This window comes from Arthrobacter sunyaminii (assembly GCF_018866305.1).
Lineage (GTDB): Bacteria > Actinomycetota > Actinomycetes > Actinomycetales > Micrococcaceae > Arthrobacter_B > Arthrobacter_B sunyaminii.
Window position 1 is genome coordinate 313,492 of record NZ_CP076456.1, and the last position, 21,812, is coordinate 335,303.

The window sequence follows — 21,812 nt, forward strand, 5'->3', positions numbered from 1 at the left end:
GCCCGCGGCAGTTGAGCCTTGCTGCGGCAAATCTGCGGAGGACCATCAATGTGTCGTCTCTTTGGCATGCACGCCGGTAAAACCCCCGTCAAAGCCACCTTCTGGCTCCTCACGGCGCCGGACAGCCTGTCCCGGCAGAGCCGGCGGGAAGCTGACGGATTCGGGATTGGAACCTTCGACGGCGAGGGGCGGCCGGTGGTGGATAAAGCTCCGATAGCAGCCTACGAGGACAAGGCCTTCGCCGCGGAAGCCCGGGATCTGTCCAGCACCACGTTCCTCGCCCATGTGCGGTATGCCAGCACCGGCGGCAACCTGTTGGTGAACACCCATCCCTTCGAGCAGGACAACCGCCTGCTCGCCCACAACGGCGTGGTGGAGGATCTGGACCGGCTCGAGGCGCGGCTGCGGCAGCTTGGCGTGATGGACCTGGTGAAGGGCGATACCGACAGCGAGCGGGTCTTCGCCCTGATCACGGCGGAGGCGCGCAGCAACGGGGGCGACGTCGAAGCGGCCATCGTCTCGGCGCTGGCGTGGGTGGCGGAAAACCTGCGGCTTTTCGCGGTGAACATCATCCTGACCACCGGGTCGGACGTGTGGGCGGTCCGGTATCCGGACACGCACCCCCTCTATGTCCTGGAGCTCGCCGGATCCGAGCCCCACGCGGGGATGCGCACACAGCGGATCAGCGTGCACAGCCAGGAAATGGCCGAAGGCCGGCGGCCTGCGGTGCTGCTGGCCACAGAGAAAATGGACGACAATCCCAAGTGGCGGCTGATGGACTCCGGCGAGGTCCTGCACATCGATCCGTCACTGAAGGTTCACAGCAGCAATCCGCTGCCGCCTGAACCCCGGTATCGGTTGACGCTGGCTGATCTGGATGTCACGGCTGCGGCGTCACAGCAGCCCCTGAAGGTTGGCTGAGCACGTCTCAGCCGTGGCCGCGCCGGACCCTTGCCGCCGCCTCCAAAATAATCCACGCTGACAGCTGGGTAGAGAGGCCGACGCCGGTTCCACCCGGATAATGCCGTTCGGCCGCCTCCAGCGGATGCGGAGAGAAGACCGTCCGCTGCCCCCGCTTTGTCCGTCCTGCCCAGAGCGCTTCAGCCGTGGCGCTGACCATCGCGGCGGCCTGTTCCCGGTGGCGTTCCGGCAGGGTCGGAGACACTGCGGCCAGGGCAAGATATCGGGCCAGGATGCCGGTGAATAAGCCGGCATCACCGGTGCCGTGGGTGACGAGTACCGCTGTGCCGGAGTGGGTGAGCACCCGGTGAACCGCATCGATGAGCTGGGCTGCCCGGGCCAGGTTTGCCGGACCGCCCAGTTCCAGCAGGGCGCCCAGGACCGGGCCCTGGTTGTAGGAAAAGACAGCCCGTTCCACCACCGGATCCGCCGTGGTTCCTCCCGCCTTGATGCCGTCGAGGTACAGTCCCGTTTCGGCATCCAGGAGGCTGGAGTTGAGCCAGTCAATCAGGGCCTGGGAGCGCTCTCGTTCACCGCTGCGGGCAAAGTGCAGCGCGGCCGGCCCGGTGGCCGGTGTGTTCTTGAAGGTCCGGCGCCGGTTCCAGTACAGCCCGCCGCCAAACTCCATGGTGTGGGCCGAGCGCAGGGCCTCCGTCAGTGCAGCCAGCATCCGGGGATGGCGCCGTGCCGCGGGCAGGCGGGGAGCTCCGCCGTCGTCGGACCGCCGTACCGGCCGGGAGGGAAGGAGGGCATCGAAGCGGGCCACAGCCAGGGCCAGCCAGGCCATGTCGTCGAAATACCAGTTGGTGGCACGCAACCCGTTCCGCAGCCGAATGGTGCGGATGAGCTGGTGGGCCTGCCCGACGGCGTCGGGAGCTCCGCGCAGCGCTGCGTCAACCAGCGCATCCACGTAGTGGGCCTGCCACCAGTAATGCCACGGCCCGGGCAGCAGGCGACGCGGGGCCGGGCTTTCGACGGCGGCCAGCCTGGTTCCCGGAAGCCCCAGCAGCGGGCGGGCGAAGGCGGCAGCAACAGACGCCGCCGCGTCATCGGCGCGGGCTTGGATCTCGTGCAGCGGTTGCTCGGACAGCATGCGAACCACCCTAGCCCCGTGAGGTCTGCCGTCACAGTTAAAGCGGCTGCGGCTGGCCGGGGAAATCAGCGCGAAGATGCGATGTGTGCCGGATCACAGTAGGCTCAAGTGGCGCCGCCGCAGGGGCAGGCGCAAACTTTGACGCAGGAGTACGGATGGACATTTCAGGGGCATCGGCAGTTGTTACCGGGGGCGCTTCCGGGCTGGGACGGGCTACGGCCCGGAGGTTGTACGACGCCGGAGCGTCAGTGATCCTGGTGGATCTGCCCTCCTCGGGCGGCCTGGCATACGCTGCTGAGCTGGGCGACAACGCCCACTTTGTTCCCGGTGATGTCACTGACCCCGAACAGATGGCAGCAGCGGTGGAAGCCGCTATGAACGCCGGACCGCTGCGTGTGGCTGTCAACTGTGCAGGCATCGCGACCCCCGGCAAGGTGCTGGGCCGCAACGGTGTACTGCCGCTGGAGGACTTTGCCCGCGTGATCCAGGTGAACCTCATCGGCACGTTCAACGTCAGCAGGCTCGCCGCTCAGGCCATGGCGGAGACTGAACCAGTGGAGACCGGCGGCACGTCCGAGCGCGGCGTCATCATCAACACCGCGTCCGTCGCAGCTTTCGACGGACAGATTGGCCAGCCGGCCTATTCCGCTTCCAAGGGCGGGGTTGCAGCCATGACGCTGCCGCTCGCCCGGGAGCTTGCCCGCCACCTGATCCGCGTGGTCACGATTGCCCCCGGGATCTTTGAGACCCCCATGATGGCGGGTCTGCCGCAGGAAGCCCAGGACTCCCTGGGGCAGCAGGTGCCCCATCCGTCCCGTTTGGGGCGGCCGGACGAGTACGCCGCACTGGCTGCGCACATTATCGAAAACCAGATGCTCAACGGCGAAACCATCCGCCTGGACGGCGCCATTCGGATGGGACCGCGCTGATTTTGTTGGCTGCAGATGAAGGAAGACAGCCCGGTGCTGCGGGGCTCCCGGATGCCGATTTTTATGCGTTCGAGGACCTGCTGAGCCAGCGCGAACAGGAAAAGCTTGCCGAGCTGCGCACCTTTTTGGCGGCCGAGGTGGCTCCGTATGCCGGGCAGTGGTGGCAGGACGCGTACTTCCCTGCCGAGCTGTTGCCCAAGCTGGCGGCGCTGGAACTGTCCACTCCGGTGCAGCAGGGCTACAGCCCGCTGTTTGCGGGGTTGGTCATTGCGGAAATGACCCGGACAGATACCTCGATCGCCACATTCTTCATGGTTCACCATGATTTGTTCGTGGAAGCCCTGCACGCCTTCGGGTCCGCAGAGCAAAAGGACCGGCTGCTGGCCGACGCGATGGCACTTCGCATCACCGGAGCCTTTGCCCTGACCGAACCGGAGCACGGCTCCGACGTTGCCGGCGGGATGGAAACCACGGCGGTCCGGGACGGGGATGCCTGGCTCCTCAACGGCAGCAAACGCTGGATCGGCAACGGAACTTTCTGTAACTACATGCTGTTGTGGGCACGGGAACCCGGAACCGGCAAGGTGCGGGGCTTCCTGCTGGATGCTTCGCTCCCGGGTGTCCACCGCACCCGGATCGAGAACAAGACGGCGCTGCGGACCGTGCAGAACGCGGACATTACCCTGACGAATGTCCGGGTCAGCGAAGATGACCGGCTTGCGGGAATCGATAGCTTTGAGGACATCAAACACCTCCTGCGCGGCTCGCGCATCATGGTCGGCTGGCAGGCGGTGGGGGCGCAGCTCGCAGCCGTAGACGTTTCCCGGGCGTATGCCGTGGAACGCCAACAGTTTGGCCGCCCGCTGGCCTCGTTCCAGCTGGTTACCGAACAACTGGTGCGCATGCTGGGAAACACCGTGGCCAGCACCGGGATGCTGGCCCGGGTGTCCGAGCTGGAACGGGGAGGTTATCCCTCGGAGGCGGGCAGGAGCGGTCCGGGAACCGGCGATGGGGAAGCGGGGGTGCGCGGATCCGACGGCGGCATGGCGCAGGCCGCTTTGGCCAAGTCCTATGCCAGTGCCAAGATGCGCGAGACCGTGGCGCTGGGGCGCAGCATCCTGGGCGGCAACGGCATTGTGACCGACCACCGGATGGCAAAGATCTTCGCCGATGCTGAAGCCATCTATACCTACGAGGGAACCTACGAGATTAACTCCCTCATTGTGGGCCGGGACATTACCGGAATTTCGGCGCTGCGCTAGGGCGGGCTGGCTCTTCCATGGGGCTGGCTCTGCCATGGGCCGGGCAGGGATCAGGCCGTCGACGAACCAGCCCGATCCGCCGGGGACGCGGCCTGCGCGGCAGCTGTCCCCGGCGGAGACCCCGCATCCCTGGCGGAGACCCGCATCCCCGGGAACCCCGGGCGTCAGCGGCGGAACAGGGCCAGCGGGTTGTCCAACCGGCCGGAGAACTGCAGCCCGCCGGAGGGGTCGCTGAGATCCAGCATCTGCTGGTTGTTGCGCAGCTGGAGCCGGTTCAGGCAAGAGAGCGGAAAGTCCTCGGCGAAGAGGTCATGGGCCGCAAACTGGTCCGCCAGCTCCGGATGCGCATCCTGGTACTCCAGCACCACGGCGGCCACGGTTGCCCAGAAGTCGGCCTCGGAGAGCCGGCCGTCCTCTTCCAACAGCGCAGCCAGGAACCGGAAGAAGCAGTCAAACACATCAGTGAAGATGGACAGGACCTTTTCATCCTGCGGGATCTGCACCCGCACCCGTGCGCACTCCTCGGGCAGTGGCACCCGGTCACCCATCACCACAATTTCCTCGGCGATGTCCTTCATGATCATTCGCTGAACTGCCCCGTCCTTCAGCACCATGATCAGGTTTTCGCCGTGCGGCATGTACGCCAGGTCGTAGGCATGGAAGCAGTGCAGAAGCGGCACAAGATATGCCCTGAGGTATTGCTCCAGCCATGCCGAAGCGCTGAGCCCGGACTGCTCAACCAGGGCAGAGACCAGGGGCCGTCCGGCGCCATCGGTATGCAGGAGGGACGCCATGGTGGCCAGCTGCTCGTCCGCACCGAGCCGGGGAAGGGGGCTTTCCCTCCACAGCGCCGAGAGCATTTTGCGGTACGGGGATCCCTTGGGTGCCCCAACCTCAAAATAGCGGTTGGTATAACCGATCGCTGCGCTCTCCCGCAGGATGCCAAACCCGGCTGCCTGCAGCGTGGCGTCACTGCGGATCAGGCCGTCCAACCAGTCGTTGATGGCGGGCGTGGCCAGCATGTATTCAGGGGAAAGTCCGCGCATGAAGCCCATGTTCACCACTGAAAGAGCAGTTTTTACATAACAGCGGTCAGTGTTCGCGCGGTTGAAGAACGTGCGGATGGACTGCTGCGCCTGATAGACGTCATTCCCGCTGCCCAGATGGATCAGATGCCCCTGAGCAATCTCGGCAGCAAAGGTGACAGTCAGCTTCTTGGCCCACTGCCAGGGGTGCACCGGCATATACAGGTACGCGGCGGGGTCGGCTCCCTGCTGCGCCAGCCGGGCATCAAAGCCGGCGACGACGGCGGCGCCCAGTTCGCTCGTCAAATGTTCCCGGTAGCCCAGGCCGGGCAGGGATGTGAACACGGCACGGTCGCGACGGACGGCTATCCACTCCAGCTGCACGGGCGCACCAGCCTCCGGTGCGTAGGACAGATAGTCGTCCGAGCCGAAGCCCAGCCGTCCGTTGTTGGCTACGAAGCAGGGATGGCCCTCGGTCATTGACTGCTCCACGGTTTGGAAATCCGCAGCGGGATCCACCCCCGAGGTGACTCCTCTGGCGAGCAGTTCCGACGACGGTGCACCGGGGTGGTTCTTGAAGGCGTGCGATGCCAGGGTGCTGCTGATTTCTTCCAGATACACCGGGAGTATCTGCTCGTTGATTCCCAGAGTTGCGGAGAACTCCGTGATGAATACCAGTGCATCCAGCACGGTTTCACGGCCGAGGGCAACCCGGCGGATGCTCCCGGCCGGAATGGACCAATGGTCCAGGGCGAGTATCCGCGCGTCGAAACGGTACTCAGCACCGCCGTCGTCGGACAGCAGACGGTAGGTTCCGAAACCCGGCTCGCCGGCGGGTGCCCCGGAGGCGGGCGTACCGACCGGCTCCGGGCGCAGGATCCGCTCGTGGGAGAACTCGGACAGGGCCTTGCGGATGAGGTGCCGGTTGGCGGCTGCCCAGCGTTCCGGTGTTAGGTGTTCGGTGGCTGCGGACCGGGCGGTGCCGGTGCCGGAAAGGGTGGAAATCACAGGGGTGCTCCTGATGCTGTGGAGGGGAGAGGTAGGTTGTCTTGGCCGGCACGAAGGTCGGCGGGGGCCGCAGGGGGCACCGCGGCGTTCAGCGTGCGGAGGTAGTCCTCCCGGGTGCAGAAACTTAACAGGGCCTCCTTGTCCGGAAGCGAAATTCTGCGGGTAGGCACAAATCCCATCCGGGCGTTCAATGCTGCGATTTTCGCGTTGCGGACGTCGGGTTCCACGACAATTCGCTGCGTGCCCTCATCGGCGAAGAGGAACTCGAGGACGGAGCGGAACACCTCGGTGGTGAAACCGCTGCGCGGGTGTTCCGCCGGACCCACCAGAAGGTGCATTCCTGTGTCTGCGGGGTGTACCGGGTAGTGGGCGGCCAGCGGAGAATACGCCGGCTCATAGGACTCCATCAGGAACGCGGGCGCTCCGTCTTCCAGGCCCAGCCACGCGTGGTGGTGGGGATCCTCGCTGATCCGGGTGTACTCGGCCAGCACTGCCTCCTGCGTCGCGTCCAGCATGCCCCAAAACCGGGCGTAGTCCCGGCGCATCCAGTCATGCAGCAGGGGTGCATCGCGGGCGGGGTCCACGGGAACGATCCGGAAACTCATGCCGTGGCCTCCTTGGCGGCGAAGGCATGGCCGGAAACGCCCGAGGCTTCGGGGACCGGAGCCTCGGGGGTGCCGTGACGCGGAACGCCGAACTCCTGGAAAGCGATGCTGCGCTCCACGGGATAGTGCTCCCGGCCCAGCATCTGCGCAATGATCACTGAATTGCGGTAGGCGGCCATGCCCAGGTCCGGACTGACGAACCCGTGCGTGTGCAGCTCGGCATTTTGCACGAAGATCTCTCCGGGTACGGTGCTGATTCCGTAGTTTCGGTCAACATCAAACCGACCGGCGGCGTCCCGCCGGATACGGCCGCTGATGCCGGCCAGGAACTCCGGCTCCCGGTAGGTGTAGCCGGTGCCCAGCACGACGGCGTCGGTCTGTTGCAGGTGCTTCCGGTCCTGTTCTCCGTGGTGCAGCGTGAGGGTGTGGGTGTCAGTGTCCGGATGGTACTGAGCGTCGAGGAGTTCCATTCCGGTCAGTAACCGGGTCCGGGGTTCGCCGGTAAGGCTGAGGGTGTACAGGGCGTCATATATCTCGTTGATGAGCTCAGAGTCGATCCCCTTGTAGAGGTTCTTCTGGGTTGCCACAAGCCGGTCACGGGTGGCTTCCGGCAGGGCATGGAAGTAGTCCACATAGTCCGGAGACGTCATTTCCAGGGTCAGCTTGGTGTACTCCAGCGGAAAGAAGCGGCCTGAGCGGGTGACCCAGTTCAACTCGTAGCCGCGGGAGGGCATGTCCTGGAGCAGGTCCAAATAGATCTCCGCGGCGCTCTGGCCGCTGCCGACCACCGTGATGCTCGAGCGGGAGAGCAGTTCCGCTTTGCGGGCCACATAGTCGGCGTTGTGCAGCACTAGTCCACCTGCTCCGGTAATGCTGCGTGCCGCTTCGGGGACGTGCGGCTGCGTGCCGGTTCCCAGGATGAGGCGGCGTCCGCGGCGGACCCTGTGCCCCAGCGGGCCCACGGTGTGAACCGAGTAGGCGTCGTCGTCGTATTCCACATCGGTGACGCGCTCGCTGAAGTGCACGTTGGGCAGCGAGTCCGCCACCCACTGGCAGTAGGCGTTGAACTCAGCACGCAGCGGGTAGAAGTTTTCCCGGATGTAAAAGCGGTAGATGCGGCCGGTCTGTTTGAGGAAGTTGAGGAAGGAAAACGGTGATGTTGGATCCGCCAGCGTGACCAGATCCGCCATGAACGGCACCTGGAGGTGGGCGGTGCCCAGCATCATCCCCGGATGCCAGTCGAAGCCGGGGCGGGCGTCAACGAAAGTCAGATCCAGGTCAGCGATCGGATCAGAAAGCGCGGCCAGCCCAAGGTTGAAGGGTCCGACGCCGATGCCGACGGCGTCATGGATGTGCGGCATGTCCGCTGCGGGGCTCATGCCGGCACCCCCGCCGTGTCGGTCAGATAGTCTCTTCCCGCCCTGCGGATGAGGCCGAGGATTTCCCTGATGTCCTCCAGTGTGGTCTCGGCATTGAGCAGCGTGAACTTGAGGTAGTGCCGGCCCGCCAGCTTGGTTCCGGCCACCACGGCCTCCCCTGATGCGAAGAGCGTCTTCCGGATGTGCCGGTTGACGGCATCAGCCCTTGCATCGTCCGTTCCTGCCGGGAGATAGCGGAACACCAGGGTGCTGAGCTGTGCAGGCGCTGCCAGGTCAAAATCCGGGTCGGCGGAAAGAATGCCGGAAGTATCCGCTGCAAGGTCAACGGCCTTGTCCAGGAGCAGGCCGATGCCGTCGGCACCCATCAGCCGAAGGGTGAGCCACAGCTTCAGCGCATCAAAGCGCCGTGTGGTTTGCAGGCTTTTATCGACCTGGTTGGGAGTCATTTCCCGGGCAGCGCTTTCCGGATTGAGATAGTCAGCGTAGTAGGTCACGTGGCCGAGCATTGCCGCATCCCGGACCAGCAGGGCGCTGGAGGAGACGGGCTGAAAGAAGGTTTTGTGATAGTCAACGGTGACTGAATCGGCGGCGCCGATGCCGTCCAGCAGGTGACGGTGGCGAAGCGATGTGATGAGCCCGCCGCCGTAGGCGGCGTCCACGTGAAGCCAGGAGTCGTAGTCGCGGGCAAGTGCTGAGACGGCCGGCAGCGGATCTATGCTGCCGAAGTCAGTGGTGCCGGCGGTGGCCACGATCGCCATGGGTGTTTCTCCGCGCGCAACGCTGTTGTCCAGGGCTGCCCGCAGTGCTTGTGGGTCCATCCGTTGGCGGGAGTCGCAGGCCACCGGCACCACGGCGTCGTATCCCAGCCCCAGCAGCGAGGCCGACTTGGCAATGCTGAAGTGGCTCGCCTCGGAGGTGAAAATGCGCAGGCCGTCCAGCAGTGCAGGCAACCGGCTGCCCTCGCGGCGCGGGTCCAGACGGAGCTTGGCCACCGCCTGGTTCCGCGCAATCAGCAGCCCCTGCAGGTTGGATGCGGTTCCTCCGCTGGTAAATACTCCGTCCGCGCGGCCGCCCAGCTCCAGCCGGTCCGCCGTCCAGCGAATGAGCCGCTGCTCGATCAGCGTTGCCCCGGCGCTCTGGTCCCACGTGTCCAGGGACGAATTCACCGCGGACAAAATTGCCTCACCAACCAGCGCAGGGATAACCACCGGGCAATTCAGGTGGGCTGCGTATTTGGTGTCGTGAAAATACACGGCGTCCTTCAAATACACGAGGGCCAGTTCTTCCAGTGCTGCCGCAGTGGACGGCAGCGGCGACTCCAGGTCGATTGCCTCGACGGCTGGTGCCAACTGGGCCGGGGTGGAGCCGGTGAAAGGCCGGGTGGTTCCGGCAACTGTCGCAGCCACCAGGTTCACTCCTTGGAGGACGTCTTCCGCGTAGCGATTGGTGGTCTGCGCGTTGAACAGCAGGCCGGCGCTGGCCCTTTCCTGTTCGAATCGGAACGCAGGGTCGGTGCGTTCTTCAATGTGGTGCAGCAAGCTCACTGCGACTCCCTCGATTGTTTCGAATTGGTAACTCAGGTAACCCTTACTTAGGATGACCTTTACGTCAAACAAATGTGACGTAATTGTTTCCGGCGCGTCATTCCGGGGGAGTTGCCGGCGTCCGTTCCTGCCGAGGAGGCAGAGTGCTGGCCGGGTGGTGCTGAAACGCAAGCATCAGTAGGCTTACTAATGAGGATCTGCCTGCGGTCCGGTTCAATCGGGCGCGGGCAGCGACAAAGCTGAAGGAGAGGCACGATTGATGGACGAGCAGAGCATTCCCGACCCCGAGCTGGGCGACGACCCCGTACTGGCCGATGACATTGCCGATGTTGTGACTCCGGATGAAGTTGCCGAAGTGCCGCTGACCGACATGGTCGACGCGGACGATCTGTCCGGCGCGGACGAGTTCGTGGACCCGGAAGCCCTGAGTTACCCCGGTGCGGCCGAAGACAACCCCGACCGGTGGCAGGAGGACCCGCTGCTGGCCGGTGAGCCCCTTGCCAACGAACCCGGATTGCTGTCTGACCAGACGCTGCGGGACGAAACCGCCGAAGAACGGTTCGAAGAAGGCGACTCCCAGATTCCGCCGGAGGTTCCAACCATCGGAGAAGCGGCAAGTGACGTGGACTTTGACGATCCCGTAGCCGCGGATGAGCAGGACGGCAGCGACGATCCGGCCCACCTCGGCGGAGATCCGCTGGCTGACTTCGACTCCGAGGAACGCGAACTCTAAGCTCCGTTAGGTCCGGGAGCGCCGAAAATCGGTGATGGCGTGAGCGCGCTCATCCGCATCCCTTTTCGGCGGTCCCGGCGGGCTGGGCCTGACAGAGCCACCGTCTAACCTGTTCTTATGCCTTCTTTCCGTGCCCAATTGAACATCACGGGACTCAAGCCCGGAACTCTGCCGGAAGCGGTAATGGAAACGGCAGTGGCGGCTTTGGCGGCCAGCCACCACGTCGAAGCGAATCAGCTCGACATCGTTTCAGGAATTCCACGCATCACTCTTCGCTTCATGGTTCCCGACAACGAATGGTCGCTGGAGAACTCCCAGGCCCTGCGCGCCGCAGCGAACATGCGCCACGCGGTGGAGACTGTTGCTGATGCGGAACGGCTGCGCGTCCTGAGGCGGCAGCGGGGCCGCTGGGTTCCGCTCTAAGCGGTTTTGCGGCGCTTAGAAGAGCAGCACCAATCGGCCTCGAACCCCGCCGGCCTCCAGCCTGCGGTGGGCTTCCGCGGCTTTTTCCGCCGGCAGGCGATCGGCAACCCGAAGAGTCAGCGTTCCATCCTCGGCGAGGCGGCGCAGGGCTTCGAGCTTCTGGCCGGAATGGTATTCCTCGCGGACCGCAATCGGATGAACAGTGATGCCCCGCCCCGGGTCTTCCTGCCACCACCGGTACGTGGCAAAACCTCCGTTGTCCTTGACCGCCGGTGCGGCTTTTTCGTTCATCACGGCCGCATCGGCGAGGGCGTCCACGCCCTCGGGGAAGAACTCCCGGATCCGCTCCGCAACGTCGTCGCCGCGCTCCACGATGTAGTCCGGTCCCAGCCCGGAGACCAATGAGCGGTCCTTTTCCGCGGCATCGGCTACAACCACCAACCCGGCATGTTTGGCCAGCTGCACCAAGTAGTTTCCCAGCGTTCCCGCTGCTCCGGTCACGGCAAGTGACTGGCCGGGCTGGAGGTCAAGCTTCTCCAGCGTCTGGACGGCGGTCAGGCCGTTCATGGGCAGAGTTGAGGCTTCGGCTAAGTCCATGCCCGCCGGGATATGGGCGAGGGAGTCCGCCGGAGCCACCAAGTATTCCTGATACGCTCCCCCATGCTCGCCGAGGGGCAGCGCAATGGCCATGACTTTGTCTCCTACCTGCCACCCGCCGGAACCGTCCGTCTCGTCAATGATCCCGGCGGCGTCCATGCCCGGCACCGCCGGGAGCTTGCCGTCTCCCTTGCTCTGTCCGCCTGCCCGCAGGACGGTGTCGGTCGGGCTGACAGCAGCAGCCTGGACCCTGATGCGCACCTCGCCCGGTCCTGCATGGGGATCGGCAACGTCCAGGACGGTCAGCGCTTCGGGTCCGCCGAACTTTTCCACTCCGATGATCTTCATACTCGGCGGCAACCACCGCAGCTGCCGCGGTATTCCACTAACGAATCCGAGGAAGTGACGCCGGACCGCGGAACTACAGGATGACTGGCCGGAGTGGTTCCGGATGAAGCCGCCCTTCTGCCTGCCGTTCGCTGCGACGCCGTTCATGATCGACCTGATGCCGGCGGGAGCCAGCCGAGACCAGGACCAGGAAAGCGGCCACGGCTGCTCCCACGCCAATACTCATGGAGTCCGGAGATCCCGTCAGCCGCTCAAAGGCGATACACGACAATCCCCAGACGATGGCGAGAGCCAGCGACAAATGGCCTCGATCGGTCATGCAAATCACGGTGATGCCCACCATGACCGTGATGAGGCTGACCAAGGCCCAAACGGTAGCGCCCCAGCCCGCGAGATCTGCTTCCGCTCGGGTCAGAGTGAAGGCAAGGGCCGCAACGAGGGAGAGAACGCCCGCGGCCAGCGATACCCTCAGGGGCGCGTCAGCCAGGATTCCTTCCACAACAGACGACGGCGGGTGGATGTTCATGCTGTGCACCGCCACCAGGCCCACTGCTATTTGCGCTGCGGCAACGGGCAGGAGGAGACCGGCGTTCACCTCGGAGACTGCCAGCAGCCAAGCGAAGGCCACGATCTGGGATGCCAGGATAAGCCAGCCGAAGCGTTCCTGCCGAGGATTCTCCCGCTGCCGGGGAAGCCACTGGTAGAGCGCATATCCCAGCCACGATGCTGTAACCGGCAACCACATCCACCACGCCTCGGCGGCCGGCGCGAGGTGCGACGCCGCGGAGCCAAGCACAGAGTCGGGACTGCGTTCAACCAGGGAGCCGTCGGACCGGACAAGGACGAGAGCGGTCGCTGCAGCGGCAGCTGCTGCCAGGGATACGGCAACCCGGCGAATGAGGCCAACGGGGAGCCTGTTTTCTGCTCCGAGCAGCCGGGATTCCGGCTCCATGCTGACACCGGACTTTGCCTCGCCGGGCGCAGGGCCAGCCAGTTCGAGGCGTTGGGCATCAGATAGGTTCGACGGCGGAATCATCAGGGTCCTTCCCCTGCCGGAGTATCCGAAGTTGGCCTCCCCGGACGTTTTTCCCACCCTATCCATTGACAAAGCAAAAAGGCTACGTTAAATCCGGCTGGCCTTGGGGGCGAATGCCAGAGAGAGACGGCTGCGGTACTGAACGGGCTGCCTCGTCAAAGGGTCAACAAATTCCACGGACCGGGCAAGCAACTGAAGGGGCCGGTCATAGTCATCCGGCGCCTGCGGCAGCAGCTCGGGGTAGAAGGAATCATTAAGGATCCCGATTCCCTGAGATGCCATATGCACCCGCAGCTGGTGTGTCTTGCCCGTGTGCGGCTGGAGGCGGTAGCGGCCAACGCCGTCGTGCGCCTCCAGGAGTTCGATGCGCGTTTCGGCATTGGGTTCCCCCTCCACTTCCTGCGCCAGCAGGTAGGTGCGCGACTTGATCATGCGGCTTCGCACAACTCGGGGCAGTTCGAGGTCGTCGCGGACCGGAGCGACGGCCTCATATTCTTTGCTGATCCGACGCTTTTCAAACAGGGTCTGATACTTTCCACGGGTTTCCGGATTGGTTGAAAACAGGAGCACCCCTGCAGTCATCCGGTCCAGGCGGTGCATGGGAATGAGATCCGGAATGTCCAGCTGCACGCGAAGGCGAACCAGCGCAGACTCGGCCACGTACATGCCTCCGGGCGTGGTGGGCAGAAAATGGGGTTTGTCGACCACCAGCAGGTTCTCGTCCTGGTGCAGGACGTTGATTTCCACCGGGAGCCGTTGTTCGGGCGGCAGTTCCCGGTAATACCAAATGAAGGTGTGCTCGTGCAGTGGAGTCTCCTGGGTCAGCGGAATACCGCCCAAACCCACAACCTCGCCGCGGGCAAACCGGTCGGCAATGCCCTCCGGGTCGACATGGCCAAACCGGGACAAAACGTAGTCCATGGCCGTCTTCCAGGGACCGTCATCCGGCAGCCGCAGGCGGGTGGCATTCACGCCGTTGCGTACGGGAAGGGGAGATTGCATCACCCTTCCAGAGTACCGAGGCGTGGAATCGTTCCATGACGCGGGGCGCCGGGGGACCGGGACAGCAGCGGCGGCAAACGCAGCTTTCGGCTGCGACTGGCTTTTATGTAGCCGGCGCGGAGGAGGCCGCTGCCGCCGGCTGGCAATGCGGGCAGTAGTACAGGTCCCGCAGCTCCAGTGCGTTGTCGCCGACAAGTTCGTGGGCCACCTTTGTTCCGCAGCGGAGGCAGCCGCGGGTTTCCCTGTTATAGACCCAGAGAGGATCTCCGCCCATGTTTCCGGTGGTGATCCTGCGGCTTCGCGTTTTGTTGGCTTCCAGCAGCCGCTTGGACAGATCGATGATCCTCGGCAGATTCCGCACCTCCCCGACGGGGGTCAACGGATGGACTCCGGCGAGGAAACAGATCTCGCAGCGGTAGACGTTGCCGATCCCGGCGAGGTTGCGCTGATCCAGTAATGCCAGTCCGATAGGCCGCTCCGGGACGGACTCAATCCGCCGCAGTGCCTCTGCTGCGTCCCAGTCCGGTCCCAGGAGATCGGGACCAAGGTAGCCGACGGCGTCGTTCTCCTCCGAGCGCGGTAGGACACGAAGGAAACCAAGATCGAAGCCGACCACCTGTTTTTGAGCCGTCTCCAGGACGCAGCGTGCCTTGAACGCCGGACGGCGCCATCGCTGGCCACGCTCGTAAACGTGCCAGAGGCCCTCCATCTTGAGGTGGGAATGCAGGATCCAGCCGCTGTCTGCATCGTCCAGCCGGATCAGCAGATGCTTGCCGCGCGCGACGACGTCGGTAACTGTGCGGCCCGTGAAATCCGTCGTGGCGAACTTGGGTACGCGGATGTCACATTTGGTCAGGGTTTGGCCGGCCAGCGCGGTGTTGAGTTCGCGGGCTGCCCGCCAGACTGTATCGCCTTCAGGCATGCTGTCCTCCGTGTCCGTTGACGTTAGACACGGTAACGCAGTCCTTTCGGCGTGGTGTAGAAACCTGCTTTGGTCAGGGCACGGGCAGCTTCCGTGTCGAGGACGTCCTGGCCGTTGACCTTCTCGATGGCCATCTTTTCCGCAGCACCCCGGCGAATAATGTCCACCAGAGCTGCGGCGGAAAGCTCCAGTGCCGCCGGATCCTCCGTGAAGGTCAACAGGGTTTTTCCTCCCCGCTCTGCATACAGGGTCAGATTTCCGTCGACCAGCACCACCAGCGCGCCCGCCTTGCGTCCGGGCCGGTGGCCGCCGTCGAGGGTTGGCCACGGAAGGGCCGCACCAAACGGATTTGCCGGATCAGTTGCCGCCAGCGCCACCGCTGACGGTTCAGGTTTGCGCAGCTGGGAGTCTTCCGAAAAGGACCGCAGCCGATCCACGGTGGCAGGGACGGCAAACTGCGCAGCACCGAGTTGTTCAATAAAGTACCCGCGGCGGCAGCGGCCCATTTCTTCAAGCCGGGCGAGCACGCGGTACAACAGGGCGAACCCGCCCGGTGTGCCCTCACTGGCAACCGATCCCCGGGTGACAACGCCGTAGCGGTCCAGCAGCAGTTCGGCTGTGGCATGGGCGGAGATGGTGGTGTCCTGCTCCACCGCGGGCAGCATGCTCCAGCGCCCGGCGACGAGCGGAGGAGAGTTGCGCAGCGCGGAGGGCTGGTTGCCGGCAGCCAGGCGCATGGAGCTTCCGGTGAGGGAGGCGCCCGGAGCACGGCCCAGCCTGCCCAGCCGGGCAGTGCGTGCACGGGGTGTCGCGGCGCGTTGTTTGTGCGCCGTTTTTCCTCCGGAGAGCAGGGACCGGACCGGGGTGAAAGTGTCGTTGCTGATCCTTCCCGCCCACACCAGATCCCACAGGGCGCTGATGACGTTGGCATCAGAAGATTCGGCCCCGTTGGCGGCCAGGCCGTCGACCAGCTGCCGGAAGAAGTACGCTCCGCCGCCGGACAGCAGATCCAACAGTTGCTGCTGTTGGTCCGAGGGGACAAAATCCGGTGCGGGATTGAGCGTCAGCGGAGCGTTTTCGGCCAAATGCAGCGCAATCCAGCCGTCGTTCCCGGGCAGGGAACCGGTCCCTGACCAGAGGACCTCACCGGTGGCGGTAAGTTCGTCCAGCATGGAGGGGACGTAATTCCGGATCCGTGATCCGAGAATGAGGGGTTCCCAGGCAGATGCGGGAATGGGGACGCCGGAGAGCTGGTCTATCACGGTGGCAACCCCGTCGAGCCCGCGCAGGGAAGAGCCCACATTCTGCCAGGCAGGAAGGAAGCGGGCATAGGTCGCCGGATCCACCGGTTCCACTTCTGAACGCAGCGCGGCGAGGGACCGCCGGCGCAGGCGGCGCAGCACCTCGACGTCGCACCATTCAGTGCCGGCTGGAGTACCGGGAACCGTGATGACAGCGCCGGGTGTTTGGTCCACGCCGGCCGCAGCGTCCAGGATTTGGGTTTCGGCCGGGCGGAACTCACCTTCAACAATGCGCCCTTCACCGGCCAGCCGCTGCAGAGTGGTGGTGACGACGGCGACGCCCAGTCCCAGCCGCGTTGCGGCTTCTGCGGCGGTAAAGGGGCCGTGGGTGCGTGCGTAGCGGCCAATCAGGTCGCCCAGGGGATCAGCCACCGGTTCGATGAAGGCCAGCGGGACGCCCATCGGCAACGGCACGCCCAGGGCATCGCGCAGACGGGCGGCATCCTCGATGGCGGCATAGCGCTGCTGCCCGGCCACGCCGACTTTCAGCGCACGGTTGGACCGGACCAGCTGTTCCAGCAGGTCGAGGGCATTGTGCACCCCGGCGCCGATGTCATCCGAGGTGCTTTCGGTCTGGTCCGCTTCATTGGGCTGCAGCCGGGCAGCAACTTCGGGAGCGGTCAAAGGCCCCAGCAGCCGAAGCAAATCGGCGACACCTTCGACACCCCGGACCCGGCGATCCTCGGCCAGCCGCTGCAGCTCCCGCTCAGTCTGGGCGATGATCCGCGCGTCCAGAAGTTCGCGCAGTTCGGCCCGGCCGAGCAACTCATTGAGCAGGGTCGGATCCAGCGACAGCGCGGCAGCACGCCGCTCCGCCAGCGGAGAGTCACCCTCGTACAGGAAAGCACCGACGTAGCCGAAGAGAAGCGACCGGGCAAAGGGCGACGGCGAGGGCGTGGTGGTTTCCACCAGCCGGATCTCCCGGCGCTCGATTCCGGCGGCAATGTCTTTCAAAGCAGGCAGGTCGTAAACGTCCTGAAGGCATTCGCGCACGGTTTCCAGCACGATGGGAAACGTCGGGTATTTCTTGGCGACGTCCAGCAACTGTGCGGACCGCTGCCGCTGCTGCCACAGGGGTGTCCGTTTTCCGGGATTCTGCCGCGGCAGCAGCAGGGCGCGCGCCGCACATTCACGGAAACGAGAGGCGAACAATGCCGATCCGCCCACTTCTGCGGTCACAATCGAGTCCAGCTCATCCGCGTCGAAGATGAACAGCTCTGCCCCCGGCGGTTCATCCTCCATCAGGGGCACCCGCAGCACGATGCCGTCGTCGGAGGCCATCGCCGAGCCGTCCAGTCCGTAACGCTGATGAAGCCGGGCGCCGACGGCGAGGGCCCAGGGTGCATGGACGGGCATGCCGTACGGGCTGTGCAGGACCACCCGCCAGTCGCCGAGCTCATCGTGAAAACGCTCCACCACCAGCGACCTGTCATTGGGCACCACATCGGTGGCCTGCTGCTGTTCCCGCAGGTAGGTCATCAGGTTGCCCGCAGCCCAGTCATCGAGCCCGACGGCGGCCAGCCGTTTGGCGGCGGTCTCGTCATCGGCGCCGGACATTTCACGGACAAAGCCGCCCAGTGCCCGGCCCAGCTCCACCGGCCGGCCGAGGGAATCTCCCCGCCAGAACGGCAGCTTTCCGGGCTGCCCGAACGCAGGGGAAACGAGCACCCGGTCATGGGTGATGTCTTCAATCCGCCAGCTGGTGGCTCCCAGGGCAAAAACGTCGCCCACCCGGGATTCGTAGACCATCTCCTCATCGAGTTCCCCAACGCGGCGGCTGTTCTTGCCTTCGGAGTCGCCCACCAAATACACGCCGAACAATCCGCGGTCCGGAATGGTGCCGCCGGAGGTCACGGCCAAACGCTGCGCGCCGGGTCTCCCGGTGATGGTGCCTTCGGTGCGGTCCCAGACGATGCGCGGCCGCAGTTCCGCAAACTCGTCGGATGGATAGCGTCCCGCCAGCAGGTCCAAAGTGGCGTCAAAGGCTGAGCGCGGCAGGCCGGCGAAAGGCGCGGACCGGCGGACGACGTCGAACCATTCCTCCACGTCAATGGAGCCGAGGGCGGACGCGGCCACCGTTTGCTGGGCAAGGATGTCCAGAGGGTTCGCAGGGATGTACAGGGGTTCGATCTGTCCGGCCAGCATCCGCTCGGCGACAACCGCCGTGTTCAGCAGGTCTCCGCGGTGTTTGGGGAACATGACGCCTTGGGACGTCTCGCCCACCTGGTGTCCTGCCCGTCCCACCCGCTGCAGGCCACTGGCCACTGACGGCGGCGATTCAACCTGGATGACCAGGTCCACGGCACCCATGTCGATGCCCAGTTCCAGGGAGCTGGTGGCCACGACGCAGCGCAGCCGTCCGGATTTGAGGTCATCCTCAATCAGCGCCCGCTGGTCCTTGGACACTGAGCCGTGGTGGGCGCGGGCAAGAACCGGATTGTCATCATCAACGGCAACCTGGTCCGGCTGGCGGTAGCGGATGGATACGCCAGCCTGAGCCATGAGCTGGGCCGGCGGACGTGCTGTGGGGAGGTCCGAAGACCCGGTGGACCCAGGGGCCGGTTCAGACCCAGCGGCCGGTTCAGACCCAGCCACAGTTTCGAACGCGGCGGGAGCATCAGCCCCAGCGTTGGAGCCGGCACCCTCTGTGCCGGTTGCCGCTGCAGACAGCGACAGGGCGGATGCTTCCAGACGGTAGGCGTGAATTTCGTTGAGCCGTGCGGTCAGCCGTTCCGCCAACCGGCGGGAATTGGCGAACACTATGGTGGAGCGGTTCGTTTCGATGAGGTCGACGATTCGCTCTTCGACGTGCGGCCAGATGCTTGCCTGCGGCGCGTACCCGCCCTCGATGGTGTCTTCCACGGCCGGCGCGCCGCCGAGATCGGACATGTCCTCGACGGGAACGGTCACGGTGATGTCCCAGGACTTCTTGGCTGCCGGAGCCACCACCTGCACGGGAGCGTTACCTCCCAGGAACCGCGCAACCGTCTCATGCGGCTCCACCGTTGCGGACAATCCGATCCGCTGGACCGGTTTGGGGAGCATGGCATCCAAGCGGGCCAAAGTAACTGCCAAATGTGCACCGCGCTTGGTGCCGGCAACCGCGTGCACTTCGTCGACAATGACGGTGTCCACCTCGGCCAGGGTTTCGCGTGCGCGGGACGTCAGCATAAGGAACAGCGATTCCGGCGTGGTGATGAGGATGTCCGGCGGCCTGGTGAGCAGGGTGCGGCGTTCGTTTTGGGGTGTGTCTCCCGACCGGACTCCGACGGTGATGGATGGTGCCGGGAGTCCCAGCCGCTTGGCTGTCTGGGTAATGCCGATCAATGGGGAGCGCAGGTTTCGCTCCACATCCACACCGAGGGCCTTCAGCGGCGATATGTACAGAACCTTGGTTTTGCGTTTCGGTACAGCATTCCGTTTGCGTGCGGGCGCTTTGGCGCCGTGCTCAGCCACGGGCGCGGCGAGGACTGGTTCGGTGGCGGGGACATGAGCTGCGGCTGCGCCCGCTGAAGATTCACCGCCCGCAGCCGAGGCAATAAAACTGTCCAGCGCCCACAGGAAGGCAGCCAAGGTTTTGCCCGAACCTGTGGGTGCCACTACCAGGGCGTTGGCACCCTTGGAGATGGCGTCCCAAGCTCCGGTTTGTGCGGCTGTCGGCGCGTCGAAAGCGCCCTCGAACCACTCTCTGGTGGCGGGGGTGAACTTCTGCAGAACCGAAGCTCCGGATGTCATGTGAACCATTGTTCCGCACGGGCCTGACACTTGCGGCTTCCGCGGTGCAGTTTGGCTGCAGGCCGAATTCGCTCAGCTTGCGGAGCGGCGGGAGGGAACATCCGCCACCGATGAACGGAAGTACACGTTGCGCAGAGGCACCCGGTCAGGATCCACATACGCCGGCGGAACGAACCAGGGAACACCGGCTCTTACCCTGATCTTCCAATTCTCTTTGTGTACCTCATGATGGTGGTGGGAGCACAAGAGGACGCCGTTGTCCGTTGATGTTGGACCACCGCGGTTCCAATAGCGGATGTGGTGGGCTTCGGTCCACGGGCCGGGAATGCTGCAGCCGGGAAAAGCGCATCCTCCGTCCCGGGCATGGAGAGCTCTGCGCATATGCGGCGGGAACAGGCGTTGCGCCCGTCCAACATCCAGGATCCGGCCTTCACCCGAGAGCACAACGGGCAGCATCTCCGCGTCGCAAGCGAGTTCTCTGACGGTGGCCGCCGCCACCGGGCCGGTGAAGGCAAAGGAACCTGGACTGACTGTTTCCGGATCCTTTGTCTGCGGCGGAGTCTTCTTCCCCGCCCGGATGTTCATGGAATCCAAACCCTTGACGACTGATCCGTATTTGAAGTCCTTCAACAGGGACGGCGCATCAATAGTCACCATGACCTGAGGGCGCAGCCCGCCGCTGGAAGGAACGCCGCCCGTGGCCAAAGCGGCCTTGGCCACAGCGATCAGCCCGCTAAGAAGCCGCTGGGGACGGGTCCGCCGATCCAGTCGAGATGAAGTCCCGGCATCAGGCACACTACCGTCGGCATGCTCAGCCAACCCCGGGCCGGCATGCTCAGCCAACTCCGGGCCGGCTTGTTCGGGCCTGCGGCCGCCGGTGGCTGTCGCCGCCGCTGGTGCCGCATCCGACGCCCTGGGGCCGGCAACTGCATTCATCACGGTCAGGAGCGTTTCGTGCTGTTCAGCGGTGCAGTAGATGCTGAGATGGTTCAGCCCGTTCTTTTTTCGACCGGGGAACACCCCTTGGAAGCGGCGCAATTCATCATCGGAGGGTTCGGTTCCGTCCTGGTCTGCCAGCAATACCCATCGGCGCGCAGTTCGGGCGAGAAAGTCAGCGTCGTGCCGGCTCCCCAGGGACGCCAGATCCGACTCCATGGCTTCGGCGGTTTCGGTGCCGCTTCGCTGCCTCACCTGATCCACTGCCTCGGCAATGATGAGGGCGGACACGGACGAGATTTGACCGGCCGCTGCGGCTCCGGCCAGAACAGGCAAAGCGGCCGGAACGGGGTGCCCGCTGTTGCCGGAAGCCGGCAGCAGAACGGAAGCCAGTTTCAGACGCCGCTGTGCTTCGCCTCGGCTGATCCGCAACCGGCAGCGCATGTAGTCAGCAGTGGTGCGGAACTCGGCACGGACTTTGCCGGCGGCCTGCTGAGCAGGTGAAACCGCCTCGGCCCAGGTGTTCTTCCAGGCTCCAGCTCCTTCGGCATGTTCAGCAACTGGTGGGTCCTCTTCTGTGAATGGTGCAGCAGGTGCACCAGCCGGACCGGTCGAGCCGAAGATTTCGGCAACCCGGTGGTTCTCCAAGGCCCCGGCACAGACGATCTGCAGGTAGTCCACGGACCGCGCCAGGGCTTCCACTTCGGCCGCGAATTGTGCCGTCTGGCCGATACTCATGAGGCCGCCCGCCTGAACAGACCCGCGGCATAGAGCACTCAACGCCTGTGCGGCATCCGTCAGCGACAGCAGGAACCCGGGTGGGCGGACGCAGTGAACAGAATCGTCGGCGTCAGCCCCTGATGCTTCCCCGGAGTCAGCCGCTGCTTCCGGCCGAAGGATCGTTTCCATAAACCAATTTTCCGGTGCCTGGGCTGCCCGGTGAGAAAAGAAGCCATGGATGTGGACAAACAATC

At 64.8% G+C, this 21,812-nt stretch carries 16 protein-coding genes; 5 read left to right on the forward strand and 11 right to left on the reverse strand.

Features of this window, described 5'->3' with window-relative positions:
- Nucleotides 1-48 precede the first annotated feature (48 nt).
- Entirely contained in the window at nucleotides 49-921 is an 873-nt protein-coding gene (locus tag KG104_RS01515; protein ID WP_104055754.1) for a class II glutamine amidotransferase, read from the forward strand.
- A 7-nt stretch (nucleotides 922-928) separates the two neighbouring features.
- Here KG104_RS01515 and KG104_RS01520 read toward each other — a convergent pair whose 3' ends face one another.
- Nucleotides 929-2,053: a glycoside hydrolase family 76 protein gene (locus KG104_RS01520; RefSeq protein ID WP_104055755.1), complete on the reverse strand. Its 1,125-nt coding sequence runs from the start codon at nucleotides 2,051-2,053 to the stop codon at nucleotides 929-931.
- Nucleotides 2,054-2,208: 155 nt separating this feature from the next.
- Between KG104_RS01520 and KG104_RS01525 the strand changes: the two genes are divergently transcribed.
- Entirely contained in the window at nucleotides 2,209-2,982 is a 774-nt protein-coding gene (locus KG104_RS01525; RefSeq protein WP_104104809.1) for a 3-hydroxyacyl-CoA dehydrogenase, read from the forward strand.
- Between the two features lie 5 nt (nucleotides 2,983-2,987).
- On the forward strand, nucleotides 2,988-4,244 hold the full coding sequence (locus tag KG104_RS01530; protein WP_207348382.1) for an acyl-CoA dehydrogenase family protein: 1,257 nt from the start codon (nucleotides 2,988-2,990) through the stop codon (nucleotides 4,242-4,244).
- 164 nt (nucleotides 4,245-4,408) lie between these two features.
- On the opposite strand, the gene KG104_RS01535 is transcribed toward KG104_RS01530, so the two are convergent.
- Genes KG104_RS01535 through KG104_RS01550 form a run of 4 tightly spaced genes read right to left on the reverse strand, consistent with a single transcriptional unit; the run spans nucleotide 4,409 to nucleotide 9,805 of the window.
- Nucleotides 4,409-6,277 carry an IucA/IucC family protein gene (locus KG104_RS01535; RefSeq protein WP_104055758.1) on the reverse strand — a complete coding sequence of 623 codons (1,869 nt, stop codon included), beginning with the start codon at nucleotides 6,275-6,277 and terminating at the stop codon, nucleotides 4,409-4,411.
- Nucleotides 6,274-6,882: a GNAT family N-acetyltransferase gene (locus KG104_RS01540; protein ID WP_104055761.1), complete on the reverse strand. Its 609-nt coding sequence runs from the start codon at nucleotides 6,880-6,882 to the stop codon at nucleotides 6,274-6,276. The genes KG104_RS01535 and KG104_RS01540 overlap by 4 nt, the downstream gene beginning before the upstream one ends.
- Nucleotides 6,879-8,261, reverse strand: coding sequence for a lysine N(6)-hydroxylase/L-ornithine N(5)-oxygenase family protein (locus KG104_RS01545; protein WP_207348383.1), 1,383 nt, complete (start codon nucleotides 8,259-8,261; stop codon nucleotides 6,879-6,881). The genes KG104_RS01540 and KG104_RS01545 overlap by 4 nt, the downstream gene beginning before the upstream one ends.
- The gene (locus KG104_RS01550; protein WP_104055949.1) at nucleotides 8,258-9,805 is read right to left on the reverse strand and encodes a pyridoxal phosphate-dependent decarboxylase family protein; all 1,548 of its coding nucleotides are present in this window, start codon (nucleotides 9,803-9,805) and stop codon (nucleotides 8,258-8,260) included. The genes KG104_RS01545 and KG104_RS01550 overlap by 4 nt, the downstream gene beginning before the upstream one ends.
- Before the next feature lie 259 nt (nucleotides 9,806-10,064).
- Between KG104_RS01550 and KG104_RS01555 the strand changes: the two genes are divergently transcribed.
- Together KG104_RS01555 and KG104_RS01560 are read left to right on the forward strand one after the other, a co-directional pair.
- Complete coding sequence (locus tag KG104_RS01555; RefSeq protein WP_104055765.1) at nucleotides 10,065-10,538, forward strand: hypothetical protein; 474 nt, start codon at nucleotides 10,065-10,067, stop codon at nucleotides 10,536-10,538.
- 117 nt (nucleotides 10,539-10,655) lie between these two features.
- Nucleotides 10,656-10,961, forward strand: coding sequence for a hypothetical protein (locus KG104_RS01560; protein WP_207348384.1), 306 nt, complete (start codon nucleotides 10,656-10,658; stop codon nucleotides 10,959-10,961).
- A 15-nt stretch (nucleotides 10,962-10,976) separates the two neighbouring features.
- Here the strand turns inward: KG104_RS01560 and KG104_RS01565 are convergent, their stop codons facing one another.
- The 6 genes from KG104_RS01565 to KG104_RS01590 form a co-directional block, all read right to left on the reverse strand.
- Nucleotides 10,977-11,906 carry an NADP-dependent oxidoreductase gene (locus tag KG104_RS01565; RefSeq protein WP_104055769.1) on the reverse strand — a complete coding sequence of 310 codons (930 nt, stop codon included), beginning with the start codon at nucleotides 11,904-11,906 and terminating at the stop codon, nucleotides 10,977-10,979.
- A 73-nt stretch (nucleotides 11,907-11,979) separates the two neighbouring features.
- Complete coding sequence (locus KG104_RS01570) at nucleotides 11,980-12,942, reverse strand: hypothetical protein (protein WP_104162000.1); 963 nt, start codon at nucleotides 12,940-12,942, stop codon at nucleotides 11,980-11,982.
- Nucleotides 12,943-13,029: 87 nt separating this feature from the next.
- Nucleotides 13,030-13,944, reverse strand: coding sequence for an RluA family pseudouridine synthase (locus KG104_RS01575; protein ID WP_104055773.1), 915 nt, complete (start codon nucleotides 13,942-13,944; stop codon nucleotides 13,030-13,032).
- Between the two features lie 103 nt (nucleotides 13,945-14,047).
- Nucleotides 14,048-14,866: an Fpg/Nei family DNA glycosylase gene (locus KG104_RS01580; RefSeq protein ID WP_104055776.1), complete on the reverse strand. Its 819-nt coding sequence runs from the start codon at nucleotides 14,864-14,866 to the stop codon at nucleotides 14,048-14,050.
- 23 nt (nucleotides 14,867-14,889) lie between these two features.
- A complete protein-coding gene (locus tag KG104_RS01585; RefSeq protein ID WP_207348385.1) occupies nucleotides 14,890-19,911 on the reverse strand; it encodes a DNA glycosylase AlkZ-like family protein in 5,022 nt (1,673 codons plus the stop codon).
- Between the two features lie 63 nt (nucleotides 19,912-19,974).
- On the reverse strand, nucleotides 19,975-21,747 hold the full coding sequence (locus tag KG104_RS01590; protein WP_207348386.1) for an HNH endonuclease signature motif containing protein: 1,773 nt from the start codon (nucleotides 21,745-21,747) through the stop codon (nucleotides 19,975-19,977).
- Between the last annotated feature and the right edge of the window lie 65 nt (nucleotides 21,748-21,812).